Below are 17427 nucleotides of genomic sequence, written 5' to 3' on the forward strand. Positions count from 1 at the left end.
GCCTGGATGAGTAAGCCCGGCCAAACGGTGCTGGTTGCGCTGCGCAAGATGATCGCCTCGGGTGAGCTGGCCGCTGGCGAGCGCTTGATGGAAATTCCCACGGCTGAGTTGTTCGGCGTGTCGCGCATGCCGGTGCGCATGGCGTTCCGCACCCTGGAGCAGGAAGGGCTGCTGGTGCGCTTTGGCGGGCGAGGTTTTCAGGTGCGTTCGGTCAGTGCCGAGCAAATCGCCGGGGCTGTGGAGGTACGGGGCGTGCTGGAGGGCCTGGCGGCACGGCAGACGGCCGAGCATGGTTTGTCTGAAGAAGCACGCGCGATACTCGAGCAATGCCTGGTGCAGGGGGATGAACTGTTCGCCAAAGGTTATGTGACCGAGGATGACCTGGAGGTCTATCACGACCTCAACATGCGCTTCCATCAGGTGATCGTCGAAGGCAGCCACAACCCGGCGATCGCCGACGCCCTGGCTCGCAATGATCATCTGCCTTTCGCTTCAGTCACCGCCCTGGCGGTGGATCGCCAGAACATGGCTGGCGAGTTTCGCCGCTTCAACTATGCCCATATGCAACACCATTCGGTATTCGACGCACTGATCAATCGCCAGAGCGGCCGTGCCGAGGCGATCATGCGCGAGCATGCCAATGCGACCCTGCGCTACGCCGAAGTGTTCGGCTCGGCGCTGGCTGACGAGCGGATGACGGTGATACTGCGTTCGGAGTAACTCGCCCGGCAGAATTTCTCTCACCCAGATCCCTTGTGGGAGCGAGCTTGCTCGCGATAGCGGTGTATCAGTCGTCACCAATGCCGCAGAGCCGGCGCCATCGCGAGCAGGCTCGCTCCCACAGTATTCGGCCTTAGAGATCCAGCACCAGCACCGGGGTTTTCGACCTGGAGCAGCACGGTGTGAACTGGTCGTTGCAGGCCTGTTCGGCCTCGGTCAGGAACATGTCCCTATGCTCCGGCACGCCTTCCAGCACGCGGGTCAGGCAAGTGCCGCACACGCCTTGTTCGCAGGAGATCGGGATCTCGATGCCATGGCTCTCCAGCACCTGCACCACGCTGCGGTCCGCCGGCACCTCGAACACCTGGCCAGTACGGGCGAGCTTGACTGAAAAGCTGCCGTCGGCACGGGTGTCGGTAGGGGTGGCGGCGAAGTATTCGCGGTGCAGGCGGTCTTCCTGCCAACCCTGGCCCTTGGCGGTGTCGAGGATGTGCTGCATGAAACCACCGGGCCCGCACACGTAGAGGTGCAGGTCGTTATCGGGTGCGGTCAACACCCTGGCGGCGTCCAGCAGGGTTTCTGGTTCTTCATCGAAGTGCAGGAACACCCGGTCAGCGTAAGGGGCCTGGCGCAGGCGCTCGACAAAGGCAGCACGGTCTCGGGAGCGGGCGCAGTAATGCAGCTCGAATGCTGCTCCGCTCTGGGCCAGGTGCTCGGCCATGCACAGGATCGGCGTAATGCCGATGCCTCCGGCAAACAGCAGGCTGCGCCGGGCCTGGGGAGCAAGGGAGAACAGGTTGCGTGGTTCGCTGATGTGCAAGCGCATGCCTGGCTGGATCCGCTCATGCAGGCTGCGCGAACCACCGCGGGACGCCGGGTCCTTGAGCACGCCAATGAGGTAGCGATGCCGTTCCTCGGGATGATTGCACAGCGAGTACTGGCGAATCAGCCCGTCGGGCAAGTGCACATCGATATGGGCGCCAGCGGTGAAGGCCGGCAATGGCTCGCCGTCGACACGGGTCAGCTCGTAGCTGCAGATATCGAGGGCTTCGCTGTGTCGCGCCGTGACCTGGACTTCGATCATGGCCGTTGCTCCGCCAGCTGTGGCTGCTGGCTGCTGGCGATCAAGCCGGCTTGAGGTTCGCGCTCCCGTGCGATCCAACGCTCCAGCACCCGTCGAGACTGCACGCCGCCAGCATCGATGTTGAGCTTGAGCAAGTTGCGCTGCGGATGGTCCAGCAGGTTGCGCTGCTGGCGTTCGAGCATTTCCAGGTCTTCGCTGAAAATCTTGCCTTGGCCTTCGCGAATGGACGCGGTGAGGGCTTCATCCTGCGGCTGGAAGTGCCGGGCCATGCCCCAGAAATACCAGATCGAGGTCTCGGTTTCCGGTGTGATGAAATCCACCACGATGCTCGACGCCTTGAATTGCGGCGCGGCGTGATAACCGCCGTTGCCGGCATGGGCCACGCCCACTTCGATCAGCACATGGCTGGGCGGGGTGAAGCGGCAGATCTGCCAGCGGTCCACCGGCACGTCATCGGCCAGGTTGTTGCCGCGCAGGGCCATGCGCCAGAACGGCGGGGCCATGATGTTTTCCATATGGCGGGCGGTGACCACTTCATCACCTTCTACGGTGGTCACTGGCGGCGCCTCGTCGATTTCCTTCTGGCCGATGCTCGAGGCGTGGACGTAGGTTTCGTGGGTCAGGTCCATCAGGTTGTCGATCATCAGGCGATAGTCGCACTGGATATGGAACAGGCCGCCACCGTAGGCCCATTCATCGCTTTCAGCCCATTCCAGATGATGGATCAACGCCGGGTCGGCCAGCGCCTGGTCACCGGGCCAGACCCAGATGAAGCCATGTCGTTCCTGCACCGCGAAGGTCTTGTTGCAGGGGAATCCCCGTACCCGTTGCCCCGGCATTTCGACGGTCTTGCCATCAGCGCCCATCACCAAGCCGTGATAGCCGCACACCAGGTTGCCGTTTTCGACGTAGCCCAGGGAGAGCGGGGCGCCGCGATGAGGGCAGAAGTCTTCCACGGCAGCGACCTGACCTTCATGGCCCCGGTAAAAAACCATCTTTTCACCGCAAATCTGCCGGCCCAGGGGCTTGTCGGCGATTTCATCGGGGGTGCAGGCAACGTACCAGGCGTTTTTGGGGTACATGACGGATCTCCAGGCGGATGTTGTTCTTGTTTATGGATCCATTAACTCTCTTAACTAATTTCTTTGTCAACGTTTTTGCTGGATAAATGGATGATTGGCTTGATTGATGGATCCATTGTCGGGTCGGTGGACGATCGGTGGATGATCGCAGGCCGCTGGCATCCGGGCTTCATTGAACGGCTGCAGGTGCGCTATGGTGCGCAGAACGAAGTATTCCTGGACCTGCTGGACGGGTGTCTGATTGTCTTGCGGGCTTGCTGCTGCACAACACGGAGTGACTCATGAAGACCAAAGCGGTACTCACCGAGCAGGACGTTGCGCAATTGCTGGTGGCGGCCAAGGAACTGGCGCACCAGCGCCAATGGGCCGTTTCGGTCTGTGTGGTGGACGACGGCGGTCATCCCCTCGGGCTGTTGCGTCTGGACGATGCCTCGCCGTTATCGGCCTACATCGCGACGGAAAAAGCCCGCACCGCTGCCATGGGCCGGCGCGACAGCAAGGTTTTCGAAGACATGATCAATGGTGGTCGCTACGCGTTTCTCAGCGCTCCGCACCTGCAGGGCATGCTTGAAGGCGGGGTGACCATCCGCCACGACGGCCAGTGCATTGGGGCCATCGGGGTGTCTGGGGTCAAGGCCGAGCAGGATGCTGAATTGGCTCGTCTGGCGGTGGAAGCGGTGTTGCCTATCACCCCGCAAGCCTGACGCTGACGCTGACGCTGACGCTGAGGACGAGGCTGATGACCTGTGGGAGCGAGCAAGCCCGCTCCCACCGGCAATTGCACAAATCTTCCAGACGTCATCCCTACGAGCGGTTAATCTGCTTCGGTCGGATACACAAAACGAGGCGGCTCATGACGGCGCGCAACTGGATCGATCTCAAGCAGGACGCCACGTCCGGTATCGAGACCGTGCGTGCGCATTTCGAGGGGCATGCCTATGATCCCCATTGGCATGACACCTACCTGGTGGGCGTGACCGAGCAGGGTGTGCAGCAGTTCCATTGCCGCCGCCAGCAGCACAACAGTACGCCGGGCAAGGTGTTCCTGCTCGAGCCCGGCGAGTTGCATGACGGCAACGCGCCCCACGACCACGGGTTTACCTACCGCACGTTGTACCTGGAACCCCAATGGCTGGAGCGCGAGTTGCGCTCCTTGTTCGACGGGGCGCCGGACAACGCCCAATTGGGATTCGCCGCCACCCTGACCGACGATGCGCGACTGGCGAGTGCCACGGCCTTGGCCTTCCAGAGCCTGCATGAGCAGGAAATCCGCATCGTGCGTCAGACGGCCCTCGATACCTTGTTGGCCAACCTGACCCAACACCTGCACTGGCGCGCGCGGATCAACCCCGACCCACGTCTGCCATTGGTGGCGCAACAGGCTCGCGATTACCTGCACAGCCACCTGAGCGACGACATCGGTCTGGACGACCTGGCGCGGGTCACCGGTGTGGATCGTTTTCGCCTGAGCCGTGCATTCAAGGCGGCTTTTGGCCTGGCGCCCCATGCCTATCTGATCCAGTTGCGCCTGGCCCGTGCGCGGCGCTTGCTGGCTTCTGGCGAGAGCGCCGGGACGGTGGCAGCCATGCTTGGTTTTGCCGACCAGAGCCACTTGGGGCGCTGGTTCCAGCGTGCCTATCGCCTGAGCCCGGCGGACTACCGCAAGCGCTGCTCAATTGTTCCAGACTGAGCGGGCCTTCGTGGGGATGATCGAGTGACGATCATTCACCGAGAAGTTGCTCCATGGACCAGTTGCTGCCGTTTGCCTTGTTCGCCTTTGTCGCCTCCATCACCCCGGGCCCGACCAATATCCTGGTGCTGAGCCATAGCTCGCGCTTTGGCCTGGCCACCACCTTGCCGATCATCCTCGGCGCGTGCGCGGCGGCAGCCTTGTTGGTGCTCCTGGTCGGCACCGGATTGGGGGATGTGCTCGCGCGCCATGCCACGATTCAAACATTGCTCTCATGGGCCGGCATTGCCTGGTTGAGCTGGATGGCTTGGCAGATTTTCAGCGCCCCGGCCCAGGCCATCGACCCGGACCGGCCTGCCGAGGGCCCGCGACTGGGCCTGGCGGGAGCGGCCGGGTTGCAGTTGGTGAATCCCAAGACCTGGATGATGGCGCTGGCGGTGGTCAGCGTGTTTGCCGGCGCCGAGGCTGACCGTACCGTGCGGGTGCTCTGGCTATCCCTGGCGTTTTTCGCGATTTCCATTCCGTGCATGACCCTGTGGGCCTATCTGGGCCTCGGCGCTGCCCGGTTCTGCCGTTCCGCTGCGGCGATGGGCCGGTTCAATCGGACCATGGCGGTGTTGTTATTGGCATCGGCGTGGTTGACCTTGGTGGTCTGAGAGATAGGAGGACTGGGGAGCGTCGTTGTGGCGAGGGGGCTTGCTCCCGCTGGGGTGCGAAGCGCTCCCGGACAGGCAGCGCTTCGCTAAGCCTCGGTCTATCGCAAGTCAGCTTTGCAAGTACACCGCATGGGTATGGGTGTACTCATACAAGCCATGTTTCCCATCGGCCCCACCCACCCCGGACTTCCGCACGCCGGCATGGAAACCCTGCATGGCTTCGAAGTTTTCGCGGTTGACGTAGGTCTCGCCAAAGTCCAGGCCACGAATGGCGTGCATGGCCCGGCTCAGGTCCCGGGTGTAGACCGAAGAAGTCAGGCCGTAGTCGCAGTCGTTGGCCAGGGCGATGGCCTCGTCCAGGTCGTCAATGATCTGGATCGGCAGCACCGGACCGAAGATTTCCTCACGCATGATGTCCATTGATGCGTTGCAACCGGCCAGTACCGTGGGTTGGAAGTGAAAACCGCTGGAGCGATCCGCCACGCTGCCGCCGCTCACCAGGCTGGCGCCTTGGCTGAGGGCGGTTCGAACCTTGTGTTCAACGCTGTCCAGGCCCTGGCGGTTGATCAGCGGGCCCATCTCCACATCGGCTTCGGCGATCGGGTCGCCGTAGCGGGTGGCAGACATCGCCGCGCTGATCCGCTCGATGAATTGATCGGCGACCTTGCGTTCCACGTAGACGCGTTCGGCACAGTTGCAGACTTGCCCGGTGTTGATGATCCGTGAGTCGCGAATGGCTTTCACCGCCAGCGCCAGATCGGCATCCGCCAGCACAATGGCCGGGGCCTTGCCGCCCAGTTCCAGGTTGAGCTTGGTAATGTTCGGTGCCGCCGCCGTCATGATCCGCGAGCCGGTGGCGACGCTGCCGGTGAAGCTGATCATGTCCACGCCTTTGTGACCGCTCAGGGCAGCGCCCACCTGGCCGTCGCCGCATACGACATTGAACACGCCGGGTGGCAGGTCGGTCGCGGCGACCAACCGGGCGAACTCGAAGCAGTTGTTCGGGGTTTCTTCGCTGGGCTTGATGACGATGGTGTTGCCGGTCAACAGCGCCGGGGCCATCTTTCGAGCGATCAGGAAAAACGGAAAATTCCACGGCAGGATCCCGGCCACCACGCCCAGGGGCTTGCGGAACAGGAAGATGTTTTCACCGGGGCGGTCGCTGGTGATGATCTCGCCTTCGATGCGCCGGGCCCATTCGGCCATGTAGTCGAGGTAGTCAGCGGTGAAATTCACCTCCACCTCGGCCAGGGCACTGATCTTGCCTTGCTCCAGGGTAATGGTGTGCGCCAGGTGGGCGACGTTTTCCCGCAGTTTGGCAGCGATGCGGCGCAGGTATCCGGCGCGTTCGATGGCCGGTTTGGCCGACCAGTCTTTCTGCGCGGCACGGGCGGCAGCCAGGGCCTGATCGACGTCGGCGGCGTTGGAAGCCGGGACCCGGGACAGCAGCGCCCCGGTAGCCGGGTTGAACACGTCCAGGTGTGCCTCGCTGTGGGTGAACTGGCCGTTGATGAAGTTCTGGAACACAGGAACGGATGACATGGCGGTGTCCTTCAGTAAGTGCGCGACGGCGCTTGAGCGGTGGCGGGTTCGCGGTAGAGGGCAAGGGTGGCAAGGGCACTCTGGCGCAGCAGGCTGATGTCGATGGCCACGGCGATGAACTGGCAACCCCAGCCCTGATAACGGCGGGCGTCTTCTTCGTTGGGTGCGAGGATGCCGCAAGCCTTGCCGGCCGCGAGGGTGGCATTGACCGCGAACTGGATACGTTCCTGGACTTCGGGGTGACCAGGATTGCCCGCATGGCCAAGTCCGATGGACAGGTCGGCGGGGCCGATGAACACCGCGTCCACCCCTTCGACGGCGGCGATGGCCTCGACGTTCTCCACTCCGGTGCGCGACTCCACCTGGACGATCAGGCACAGCTCTTCATGGGCCGTGCTGAGGTAGTTGGCGACGCCATCCCAGCGGGTGGCGCGGGTCAGGCCTCCGCCGACACCACGCATGCCGTGGGGCGGATAACGCATGGCGCGCACCAGGGCCTGGGCTTGTTCAGCGGTCTCGACCATGGGAATCATCAGGGTCTGGGCGCCGACGTCCAACAGCTGCTTGATGAGGTTGGCATCGCCGGTCACCGCTCGCACCACTGGCGCGGTGGCATAGGGCGCTACGGCCTGGAGCTGGCTGAGCACGCTGGGCACGGTGTTGGGGGCGTGTTCGCCGTCGATCAGCATCCAGTCGTAACCGGTGCCAGCGACGATTTCGGCGGCGTAACCGCTGGCGAAACCGGCCCAGATGCCGTACTGCGTATGCTTGGAGGTCAGCGCGGCCTTGAAGGCGTTGTGGGGCATGGTCATGGTGGGCTCCTCTAGCGGTTATAAGGCCTATGCAGTTGGCACTCAGGGTTCAGCGTCACGCCGAAGCCGGGCTGATCGAGGACCGACAGGCGCATGCGGCCTTGCACCGGTACCGGCTCGCCCAGCAATTGCGGGTGGAACATCGGCACCACTTCGTCTGCCTTGGGCGCCATCATCAGGAACTCGGCGAACGGGCTGTTATGCCGGGTGGCGACGAAGTGGTAGCTGTAGACCGAAGAGCCGTGGGGGATCACCAGCGCGTTGTGGGCGTCGGCCAAAGCCGAGATTTTCACCAGTTCGGTGAGCCCGCCACACCAGCCGACGTCGGGCTGGATAATGTCGCAGCAGCCCATTTCCAGGAGCATGCGGAAGCCCCAGCGGGTGGCCTCGTGCTCGCCGGTGGTCACCAGCATGCCCTTGGGGACGTTTTTGCGCAGCGCCGCGTAGCCCCAGTAGTCGTCGGGCGGCAGGGCTTCTTCGATCCATTTCAAGCCGTGCTCATGGGCGCCGACCGCGAGTTTGGTGGCGTAGTTGAGGTCCAGGCTCATCCAGCAATCGAGCATCAGCCAAAAGTCCGGACCGACCCGTTCGCGCATCGTCGCCAGTGCCTCGAGATTCTTGCGCAGGCCTTCTTCGCCTTCGGCCGGGCCGTGATGCAAAGGCATCTTGCCGCCGATGAAGCCCATTTTCTGCGCCAGGTCAGGCCGTGCACCGGTGGCGTAGAACTGCAACTCATCGCGCACCGCGCCGCCGAGCAGTTGATGCACCGGTTCCTGGCGGATTTTGCCGAGCAAGTCCCAGAGCGCCAGGTCCACGCCGGAAATCGTGTTGATCACCAGGCCCTTTCGGCCGTAATAGAGCGTCGATTGGTACATCTGGTCCCAGATCTTTTCGATGTCGGTGACCCGGGCTCCCTCGACGAATCGCGCCAGGTGCTTCTCAACGATGTAGGCCGCCGGCTCGCCGCCGGTGGTCACGGCAAACCCGACCGTGCCATCGTTGGCCTCGATCTCTACCACCAGGGTGCCGAGTACGTTGATGCCGAAGCTGCGGCGACTCTGGCGGTAGTCCGGGTATTTGCTCATCGGTGTGGCGATGTGATCGTCGATCCAGTGGCCGTCCGCCTGGTCGTGATAATCCGCGCCGCCGCCTCGCAGGACGAAGGCGCGGACGTGTTTGATAGTGGGGATACCCATTGTGCAGCTCCTTGAGTTAAACCGTGGCCGGTGTGTTCGAAGCGCGTTGGCCGGGGGAGTGGATGCCCAGTACCAGCAACGCGGCGATGACGGTGGTGGCGGCGAGCAGGTAAAGGCCGGCCGCAGGAGAGTGGAAGGCGCCTTCGGCCCAATTCTTCAGCACCGGGGCAATGAAGCCGCCGAGGGCACCGAAGGAGTTGATCAGCGCAATGCCTGCCGCAGCGGCACTGCCAGCCAGGTAACTGGAGGGAAAGGTCCAGAATACCGGCTGCACGGCGATGAAGCCGGAAGCGGCGAAGCACAGGGCGATGATGCCCAGAAGTGGGCTGGACACACTGACCGAGCAGGCGATCCCGGCGGCGGCCATCAACAGGGTCAACGCAGCCGTGCGGCGACGCTGGCCAGTGCGGTCGCTGTAACCGGGAATCAGGTAGGCCGCGCACAGCGCACAAACCCACGGAATAGCCGTGACCAGACCCACCAACAAGCCAACCTTGCTGCCCAGCAACCCGGCCACTTGGGTCGGCAGGTAAAACACCACGCCGTAGACGCTGGCCTGGATCAGCAGGTAGATCAGGCACAGGTAGAGCACCGAAGGCTGGCACAACACGCTGAGCAGGCTGCGGCCATGGGATTGTTTGTGTTGGTCCTCGGCATCAAGCAGTTCCTGGACCTGGCGGCGCTCTTCGAGCGTCAGCCATTTCGCATCGGCGGGGCGGTTGTCCAGGTACCAGTATGCCCACACGCCCACCGCCGACGCCATCAGGCCTTCCACGGCGAACAGCCATTGCCAGCCGTGAACACCGACGAAACCGTCCAGCTCCAACAACAGTCCCGACAGCGGGCTGCCGAAAATGAACGCCAGCGGCGCACCGAAATAGAAGAAGCCCATGGCCTTGCCCCGGGCCGCCGAGGGGAACCAATAGGTGAGGTAGAGGATCACGCCGGGGAAGAATCCGGCTTCGGCCACGCCCAGCAGGAAGCGCAGCACGTAGAAACTGGTTTCGTTGTGGGCGAAGACCATGGCCGCCGACACCAGGCCCCAGGTAACCATGATCCGGCACATCCACAACCGCGCGCCGACGCGGTGCAGGATCAGGTTGCTGGGCACCTCCAGCAGTGCGTAACCGGCGAAGAACACGCCCGCACCAAACGCGAATGCGGCGTCGCCGATACCGGTGTCGGCCTGGAAGGCCTGTTTGGCGAAGCCAACGTTGGCCCGGTCGAGAAAAGCCATGATGTACATCAGCAACAGGAAGGGCAGCAGGCGCCAGGAAATCTTGGCCAGCACAGACACAGGAAGAGTCTTCATCGCGGGAGTCCTTTAGCAGGTATTTGTTCTTATGGGCTGGACTGTACGGCGGGCGATTGATGCGTTACAAATCGAATCTCGCTAACAACCGATACCTTAAAGGTATCGGTAATAAGGGGCCTATCCATGACTCATCCAGTATCGTCGCGCAGTCTGTTCAACCGCCTGCGCTACAAGCACTTGCACATGCTGGTGGCCTTGAACGCCAGCCAGAACCTGCACCGGGCTTCCCAGAGCCTGAACATGTCGCAACCGGCAGCGACCCGGATGCTGCACGAGATCGAGGACATGTTCGGTTGCGACCTGTTCGAGCGCATGCCCCGGGGCATGCGCCCGACCGCCCTGGGCCAGGAGCTGATTCGCTTCGCCGAATTGGCCCTCAGCGGTCTGGACCGCTGCGCCGAAGACCTGCTGGCCCGTCAGCAGGGCGGTTATGGTTACCTGTCCATCGGCACCATCATGGGGGCGGCGCCGGACCTGGTCATGGACTCCATCGCCCGGATCAAGGCGCTCAATCCGCAGCTGCGGATCCGCATCATGGGGGACACCAGCGACCAGGTGATCCAGTTGCTGGAGCAGGGCCGCATCGACCTGGCCATCGCCCGGCGCAACGCCTCCACCGACAGCGAGCACTATGACTTCGAGCAACTGGGCAATGAACGACTGCTGGTGGTGGTCCACGCCGGCCATCCCCTGGCCCGGCGCAAAAAACTGGACCTGGCCGAACTGGTCAGCGATTGGCCGTGGATCCTGCAGCCGGAAACCAGCCCGGCGCGCATCGGCCTCGATCAAGCGTTGCAACGTCTTGCGCTGCCGACGCCCGCAGACATCATCGAATGTAGCTCGGTGTATTCCATGCAACAGCTGATTCAACTGACCGACGCGATCATGGTGCTCTCGGAAACCGCCTTGCGCGATTACCTGAAGATGGGCCTGGTGGTGGCGCTACCGGTGGCGCTGGACGTGCAATTGGCGCCGTTTGGCTTGTTGCGGCGCAAGGGGGAGCCGGTGAGCCGGGAGCTGGGGTTGTTCATTGATCTGCTGCGCACGCAGGCCGCGGCGGGAAGGTAGCGCCTGAGCGCTTGCTGCGCTGACGCCGGCAACCCCTTGCAACGGTTGCGCGGTTTCAAAAACCGATCGGTTTGGAGAGCATCGGCCACGTCAACGCACTCAATCGCCCCCAAGGATGGAGGTTCCACCATGTCTACCCTCGATAACCATGTCGAGTTTATCCAGGCCAGGCTGCCCGCCTGGCTGAAACGAGCCACACGGCCCCGGCAGGAGCGCTTCAGGGTGCTCACCCGGCAACTGCAACACGACAGCGATGCACTCAACGCATTGCTCAAGGACCTGCCCACGCCCTATGCCTTTACCCTCGACCTGCTCAAGGTGCAGCCGCAGGTGCAAGGCTGGAGCCAGGTCAATGGCCGCGGCGATATCGCGGAGGCCCTACGTCGGGCAAGGGTCCGGCGCAGCTCGTTCATCACGGTTCCCTCGCTGTCGGTCGTCGAGGCGGCCATGCGCAACTACCCTCCCGACGATGCCGTCACCGGCAGCGCGTTCGATCTAAAAGGCGAGCTTTTCATCAAGGGCAAGCCTGGGGAGTTCTATCGTTGGGGCGCCCCGGCGGACACCGCGCCGCTGCCCATGAGCCCGGCCAGTTTTGCCCGCCTGTGCCGCAGTGTGGATGTGGGCGGGGCTTACCGGCGCTCGCTCGAATGGCGGCTGCCGCGTATCGGTCATCAGGTGCCCATCGTCGCCACGGCCTACATGGCCTATGCCCGCAGCCAGCTCGCCTATGATGCCTACGAGGCGAAGCTGGATGGCCGCCTGGACAACACCGGTGAGCGCTTGCTGGCCCACGTCGGCGTGCAGTTGGACGATCGGCCCGTCGCGCCGCTGGCCTGCGAGGTCAAGTCGCTGGCGTTGCTGTCGGCACCGTTGTTCGGCGCTCGGGTGTACTGGGGGCTGGCAGGGGACGCCAAGGGTGTTCGCCCGATCGTGCTGCACATGCCCCATGATGCAGTGGCACCGCTCAAGCAGTTTCCCAGCTTGCAGGCACTGTCGGCCGAGCTGACCGAACGGGTTCGCAAACGCAGTTACCGCCAGACCCTGTTGCGTTATCTGCCGCTGCGTCTACAGGCCAGCCTGGGGTCGGCCCTGCACGACCAGGTGGAGTGGAAGGTCACGGACAACCCCAATCTCTTCCAGGAAATCCATGCCCGCATCACCGGGTGGCGGGAGAGTGAGCGAGGCGAGGACGGCAACCCTCGACGCATTCGGATCCCCGCGCCCAAGGTGGCCTGGGGCCTGGATGACCTGCGCGAGGATCCCTGGCACTCCACCTACCACGAATGGCGCGGTCATACCTTGGCCAACGCCTCGGCGTTGATGGTCCCGACCCGAGATCAGGATTGGCGGGCGCTGCTGGCCCGCCTCGAATACTGGGAAAGCCTGGTCGAGCGTTCGCTGATGGTCGCCGCGACCTTTTTCCCGTTCTGCGCGCCCGTCGGCATGGTGGCCGCCGCGGTAGGCGGGGTGCGTCTGGTGTATGAAATCTTCGAAGGGATCCAGGCGTTCAATGAAGGTCACGCGCAAGAAGGTATCGAGCATATCTTCAACGCGTTGTTCGGGGTCGCCCAGGGCGCTTACCTGGGCTTCATTGGCGCAGCCATCGAGCCCATGCCCGTGGCAGACGGCACCACCCGGTTGTGGAATGGCGATGTGCGCCCCTTTGAAGCACAGCGTTTGCCTCCCGTTGACGCCGAGCAGGACGCCTGGGGTGTCTGGCGCACGGAGGACGAGGCTTGGGTGCGAATCGAGGATCGTTACTTCGAAGTGCAAGGTACGCGGGACAACGTGAATCTGCGCCTGCCTCCCGGGCATACAGGCGTTGCGCCGCCGCTGGAATGGAACCGCACGCGAGGCTGGCAGTGGGCGCACCGCAACCCCTTGCAGCGAAGCGGCCTGGAGCTGTTGCGAACCTTCGCCGAGACGCCCGCCGAACTCGACGACTCTACGATCCTGACCTTGCAACGCCAGGTCGGTATCAGCGAAGCGCATCTGCGCTACCTGCAAGTGGAGGCACGGCCAATGCCGGCCATATTGGCCGACGCCCTGGACGAGGCACGGAACTGGCAACGGGTGCGGCATACCATAGAACGCCTGCGCCGTGGCGAAGCACCGCAAGGAACGCATCTTCGCATTGTCCAGACTCTCGTGGAGTTGCCGGGCTGGCCGCAAGACATGACCTTGCGCTACCACGATGGCGTCAATCTCTACCCTGTAGGCGATACGGCCGACACCCGCTCCATCCTCCTGACCAAAACCGACCTGGCCCATGACGCCTGGGCCGCTCGCATCCTGGAAGGCCTGAGCAGCGACGAGCAAACCGTACTGCTGGGGCAAAGCAGTATCGGTTTGCAACCCCTGGAGCGAAGTCGCCTGTTGGCCGACCGTTGGGCCGTAAGCCTGGAGCGTGACGCCAGGCGGGTGACGATGGCCATGGGCAGGTCCACCCGGCTCGATCCACTGGCCGTGCCCTTGGTCCAGGCATTCCCGAACCTGCCTGAATCCATTGCCAACGAGCTCGTTCGCGATGTGACAGGCGATGACCGGCTGCGTTTGCTCGAGGGGCGGGTGGCTGGGGACCTCGGCAGGCGGGCGGCCGAAGCGTTGCGCGAGCTGCGCTTGAGCCGTGCGCTGCGCGCCCTGGAACGTGGCGAAAGCAGCGTCGATCGGGATCGCATCGTCATGGGCCTGCTGGCGGATATGCCCGGGCTTCGCGGTCGCCTGCACCTGCGGCTGTGGTTGCGCGAGCTGGCGGATCCGGTCGAGCTGGGGGACGCCGGGCCGCTGAAAGTCATCCGCCAGGAAGGTGAACGGTATCGCCCCTTCGACGAAACCGGCGAAGAACTGGCGAACGCCGTGGCCCTGGAGGCTGCGCTGCTAAGGGCCATGCCGGACGAAGCTCGCAGCGCCCTGGGCCTGAACATCTGGGAGGCGGACCGGCTGCGCAGCCAACTGCTGGCACGGGCCCTGGAAGACCGGCAAGCCCTGCGTCCGTACTTGGCGATGCGTCGCCTGGGCAGCCTCGGGTCTCGTCCGCAATGGCTGAACGGACACCTGGTTTACCCGCTCAGCGGCCGTGGCCGGCTGCCGTTGCAGGAGTGGCAAGGCAGCCTGCGTCAGCGTCTGGAGCGGCTCTATCCCGCCCACGCGGGAAATGCACTGGAACGGCTGCAGCTTGGCCTGACCGAACAGGCCGGGCTCGAGGGCATCAGCCTCAACGATGTGATCACCCGCCTGGAGCACGAATGGACCACCCTGGACCAGGGGCTGCGCCAATGGGTCGACCAGGAAGGCTATCATCACCCCGCCGAACAGATACTGGACCGTGAGGCACTGGTCGCGCAGCGCCAGGTCATCGCGAGGGAAATTCGCCGGGCCTGGCAGCGCGCGCCTGACCCGGGCAGGGAGGGCGCAGAGTTGGTATTGCGGATAGAAAACATCAACGTCGGCCGGCTGCCCCCCGTCAATGTTCGTTTCGAGCACATCGAATCAGTGGTGCTGGCCAACCTGGAGCTGGTCGAGGATCCTTCAGATTTCCTGCGCATGTTCCCCGGCATCGAATCGCTTAGCCTGCGGGGCAATCACCTCACCGCCGTCCCCGTTGCGGTAGCTGAGTTGCGGGCGCTGGTGGATCTGTCATTGGCCCGCAACCCGTTGCACTTGAACGCGGAGGTGTTTACGCCGCTGCTGGGCGACGATCCCATGATCCCGTTATGGACCCTGGACTTGTCCGGGATCAGCAGCGGCGCGGCTTCGGGAACCAACGCCGAGGTGCTTGCCGCCATTGGCAGCCTGGCTTCGCTACCGTCCCTGCGTGAAGTCATATGGGCCGACAACCTGGATTTCACGCCCGAGCAGTTGCAGGCCCTGACGGCCACATTGCCCGACCTGCGGGCGCTGAACCTGGCGCGCTGTGGCCTGCGGCTGGACGAGGAGGGCAGTGCCTTCCTGCGCAGCGCCACCGCTTTGCAGGAACTGCGCCTGAGTGGAAACAACTGCCGAGACCTGCCGGAGCTCCCCGAGCTTGCAAACCTGATGACGCTGGCACTGGGCAGGACCGGGCTGGATCGGGTGCCCTCGTTGGCCTTGGCGGTGCTGGCCAGGCATTCCGATGTGTTCATCTCCGATACGTTCGTCGTCGATCTCAGCGGCAACCGTATCACCTCTATCCAGGATGACCTGCTCCCGGCGCTCAACCGTTTGCCGAGCCTTGACACACTTGGAGTCTGGCTTGACGACAATCCCTTGCCCAGCGCCCAGATCAATGCCCTGCGCAATGTGTTTCCCGAGGCGTTTCGCTACACCGTCGACGAGTGGCTCTATATTTCTGCCTCGCTCCAAAGGGCACTGGAGGTCGCCCGTGACGATCCCGGGATGCGGGGTTTCATCGATTGGTTTTCTGGCCGCGTCCGCGAAGCCGACGAGGATTCCCCCGCCGGACTGGCGTTTGGCGTTCGCCAGAGGGCCGGGGCGGTTCTGCAGCATTTCATCGGTTATGGAAACGTCTATGGCCGCCTGCCCACCTTGATTGGCGATTTCGATGTGCAACTTCGCCAACTGCGCACGCGCTTGCAAATCCGTAGCCAGGACAGGCAACAACCGGACATCGGCGAGCTGGAGGTGCACTTCACGATGTTCGAATCGGTGATGCGTGCACGGCTGGCCCGGGACGGGGCGCCGTTTGCGAGTTTCCTGGCGGAACACCTTTCCCATTGGGACTTCGCGCTGATGGACCGCTTTATCGATCCGGTGCAACGCCAGGCGCAAATGAGCCGGGAGGCGTTCATCGATTGGCTCAGCGACGCCCAGGATACGTTCAATAGCAACGATCAAACCCCACGTACCGGCGAGATGACCTGGCGACCTTACCTGGGGTTGATGTCCCGCGACTGGCCCGAAGGACTGGCGATTTGGGAAACGGTCGATGACGACCTGGTGAATGCCTTCAGCGAGCCCATCGATCCGTCCCGCTGGCCCCGGGTCATGCTGGATAACCTGGTCCTGCCGGACCCCGAATTACCCAGCCCCTTGGAGCCGGTCACCGAAGGCGAGCGGATTGTCTGGCGTCGCACGGGGCTCGAAGCCGTCGCCGATGTGGATTGGAGGGGCGGCCAGCCGGTGACGCTCAACGAGGATCAGCTACGCCGCACCATGGCCATCTACCGCTCGGTCAAGAGCCGGGAGGTCGAGGCCTTGGTGCGCCGGGTGACCAGGAGCCTGGTTACCGCCTGGTGGCCGGTGCTGCCGCTTTGAAGACCAGCGCCTTCAGGCCACATTGCACATCGGCATCGGGAAACTCCGGTGGGTTGGCCAGCCGCTGCTCGAACGTCAGGCCGGGGGCTTCGCGGGTGACGCCGTCGATGAGGAAGTCCGGGCCGGTGGCCGGGTCATTGCTGCAGGCCAGGACCGTGCCGTCGGCCGTCAGCAGTTCCGGCAGGCGGCGCAGGACCCGCTGGTAGTCCTTGGTCAGCAGGAAGCTGCCTTTCTGGAAGGTCGGTGGGTCGATGATGACTAGGTCATACGGACCGCTGTTGATCACTTTGCCCCAGGATTTGAACAGGTCATGGCCGAGGAAACTCACCTGGCCAAGGTCATGGCCGTTCAGGCGATGGTTGTCACGGCCCCGGCTCAGGGCCGCCCGCGACATGTCCAGGTTGACCACATGCCGCGCACCGCCGGCGATGGCCGCCACCGAGAAGCCGCAGGTGTAGGCGAACAGGTTCAATACCCGCTTGCCACTGGCGTTGGCCCGCACCCAGTCGCGACCGTAGCGCATGTCGAGGAACAGGCCGTTGTTCTGTTTCTTGCCCAAGTCGATCCGATAGCGCAGGCCACCTTCGGTCAGGGTCCATTCGTCGATGGGGTCGCCCACCAGCCATTGGGTGAGGCTCTGGGGCAGGTAACGGTGTTGCACGGCGAGGGTACGGGCGCCGCTGTTTTTCCACGCGGGCGAGGCGGCGAGGGCGAGCAGCATGGACATCAAGTCATCCAACTGCACCGGTTCCGGTTCCTTGAACAACGATACCAGCACAATCCCTTGCAGCCAGTCGACGGTGATCTGCTCCAACCCCGGCCAGCAACGGCCGCGACCATGGAACAAACGGCGGGTTTCTTCCGGCGGGGACGCCAGGGCTGTCAGCAAATGGGTCTGCAGGTCATGTAGAACTTGAGGGGTCATCAGGCAAGGCCAGCAATTCGAAAGGCCGGCATTTTAACCTGTGGCGAGACAGCTTGCTCCCGCTCAGTTACGCAGCGACGGCCT

General features: G+C 63.6%; 14 protein-coding genes. 7 read left to right on the forward strand and 7 right to left on the reverse strand.

Going from position 1 to position 17427, the window contains the following annotated elements; genetic code table 11:
• The first annotated feature begins 6 nt into the window (after positions 1 to 6).
• Complete coding sequence (locus BLP82_RS00345; protein ID WP_092164402.1) at positions 7 to 720, forward strand: GntR family transcriptional regulator; 714 nt, start codon at positions 7 to 9, stop codon at positions 718 to 720.
• 133 nt (positions 721 to 853) lie between these two features.
• On the opposite strand, the gene BLP82_RS00350 is transcribed toward BLP82_RS00345, so the two are convergent.
• Positions 854 to 1804 carry a PDR/VanB family oxidoreductase gene (locus tag BLP82_RS00350; protein WP_092164404.1) on the reverse strand — a complete coding sequence of 317 codons (951 nt, stop codon included), beginning with the start codon at positions 1802 to 1804 and terminating at the stop codon, positions 854 to 856.
• Positions 1801 to 2886 carry an aromatic ring-hydroxylating oxygenase subunit alpha gene (locus BLP82_RS00355; protein WP_092164406.1) on the reverse strand — a complete coding sequence of 362 codons (1086 nt, stop codon included), beginning with the start codon at positions 2884 to 2886 and terminating at the stop codon, positions 1801 to 1803. The genes BLP82_RS00350 and BLP82_RS00355 overlap by 4 nt, the downstream gene beginning before the upstream one ends.
• Positions 2887 to 2976: 90 nt before the next feature.
• Here BLP82_RS00355 and BLP82_RS00360 point away from each other — a divergent pair, with 90 nt between their 5' ends.
• The 4 genes from BLP82_RS00360 (at position 2977) to BLP82_RS00375 (ending at position 5232) form a co-directional block, all read left to right on the forward strand.
• Positions 2977 to 3171 carry a hypothetical protein gene (locus BLP82_RS00360; RefSeq protein ID WP_092164408.1) on the forward strand — a complete coding sequence of 65 codons (195 nt, stop codon included), beginning with the start codon at positions 2977 to 2979 and terminating at the stop codon, positions 3169 to 3171.
• Entirely contained in the window at positions 3168 to 3590 is a 423-nt protein-coding gene (locus BLP82_RS00365) for a GlcG/HbpS family heme-binding protein (RefSeq protein WP_092164410.1), read from the forward strand. Before BLP82_RS00360 ends, BLP82_RS00365 begins: the two co-directional genes overlap by 4 nt.
• A 149-nt stretch (positions 3591 to 3739) precedes the next feature.
• Entirely contained in the window at positions 3740 to 4576 is an 837-nt protein-coding gene (locus BLP82_RS00370; protein ID WP_072405663.1) for an AraC family transcriptional regulator, read from the forward strand.
• 53 nt (positions 4577 to 4629) lie between these two features.
• On the forward strand, positions 4630 to 5232 hold the full coding sequence (locus BLP82_RS00375) for a LysE family translocator (protein WP_092164412.1): 603 nt from the start codon (positions 4630 to 4632) through the stop codon (positions 5230 to 5232).
• Between the two features lie 108 nt (positions 5233 to 5340).
• Here BLP82_RS00375 and aldA read toward each other — a convergent pair whose 3' ends face one another.
• The 4 genes from aldA to BLP82_RS00395 are packed head-to-tail and all read right to left on the reverse strand — an operon-like array spanning position 5341 to position 10094.
• Positions 5341 to 6774, reverse strand: coding sequence for an aldehyde dehydrogenase (aldA, locus tag BLP82_RS00380; RefSeq protein ID WP_092164414.1), 1434 nt, complete (start codon positions 6772 to 6774; stop codon positions 5341 to 5343).
• A gap of 11 nt (positions 6775 to 6785) precedes the next feature.
• The gene (locus BLP82_RS00385) at positions 6786 to 7586 is read right to left on the reverse strand and encodes an aldolase/citrate lyase family protein (RefSeq protein ID WP_092164416.1); all 801 of its coding nucleotides are present in this window, start codon (positions 7584 to 7586) and stop codon (positions 6786 to 6788) included.
• Positions 7587 to 7597: 11 nt separating this feature from the next.
• Complete coding sequence (gene rhmD, locus BLP82_RS00390) at positions 7598 to 8782, reverse strand: L-rhamnonate dehydratase (protein WP_060742260.1); 1185 nt, start codon at positions 8780 to 8782, stop codon at positions 7598 to 7600.
• A 16-nt stretch (positions 8783 to 8798) separates the two neighbouring features.
• Positions 8799 to 10094 (reverse strand): MFS transporter, encoded by a 1296-nt coding sequence (locus BLP82_RS00395; protein WP_072405658.1) that lies wholly within the window; start codon positions 10092 to 10094, stop codon positions 8799 to 8801.
• Positions 10095 to 10220: 126 nt separating this feature from the next.
• Between BLP82_RS00395 and BLP82_RS00400 the strand changes: the two genes are divergently transcribed.
• Complete coding sequence (locus tag BLP82_RS00400) at positions 10221 to 11165, forward strand: LysR family transcriptional regulator (protein ID WP_092164418.1); 945 nt, start codon at positions 10221 to 10223, stop codon at positions 11163 to 11165.
• Between the two features lie 129 nt (positions 11166 to 11294).
• Positions 11295 to 16418, forward strand: a complete 5124-nt coding sequence (locus BLP82_RS00405) for a dermonecrotic toxin domain-containing protein (protein WP_092164419.1) — start codon at positions 11295 to 11297, stop codon at positions 16416 to 16418.
• Here the strand turns inward: BLP82_RS00405 and BLP82_RS00410 are convergent.
• Positions 16387 to 17343 carry a class I SAM-dependent methyltransferase gene (locus tag BLP82_RS00410; RefSeq protein WP_092164421.1) on the reverse strand — a complete coding sequence of 319 codons (957 nt, stop codon included), beginning with the start codon at positions 17341 to 17343 and terminating at the stop codon, positions 16387 to 16389. The genes BLP82_RS00405 and BLP82_RS00410 overlap by 32 nt on opposite strands.
• Positions 17344 to 17427: the final 84 nt, after the last annotated feature.

The organism is Pseudomonas sp. NFACC37-1 (assembly GCF_900101575.1).
Classification (GTDB): Bacteria; Pseudomonadota; Gammaproteobacteria; order Pseudomonadales; family Pseudomonadaceae; genus Aquipseudomonas; species Aquipseudomonas fluorescens_AA.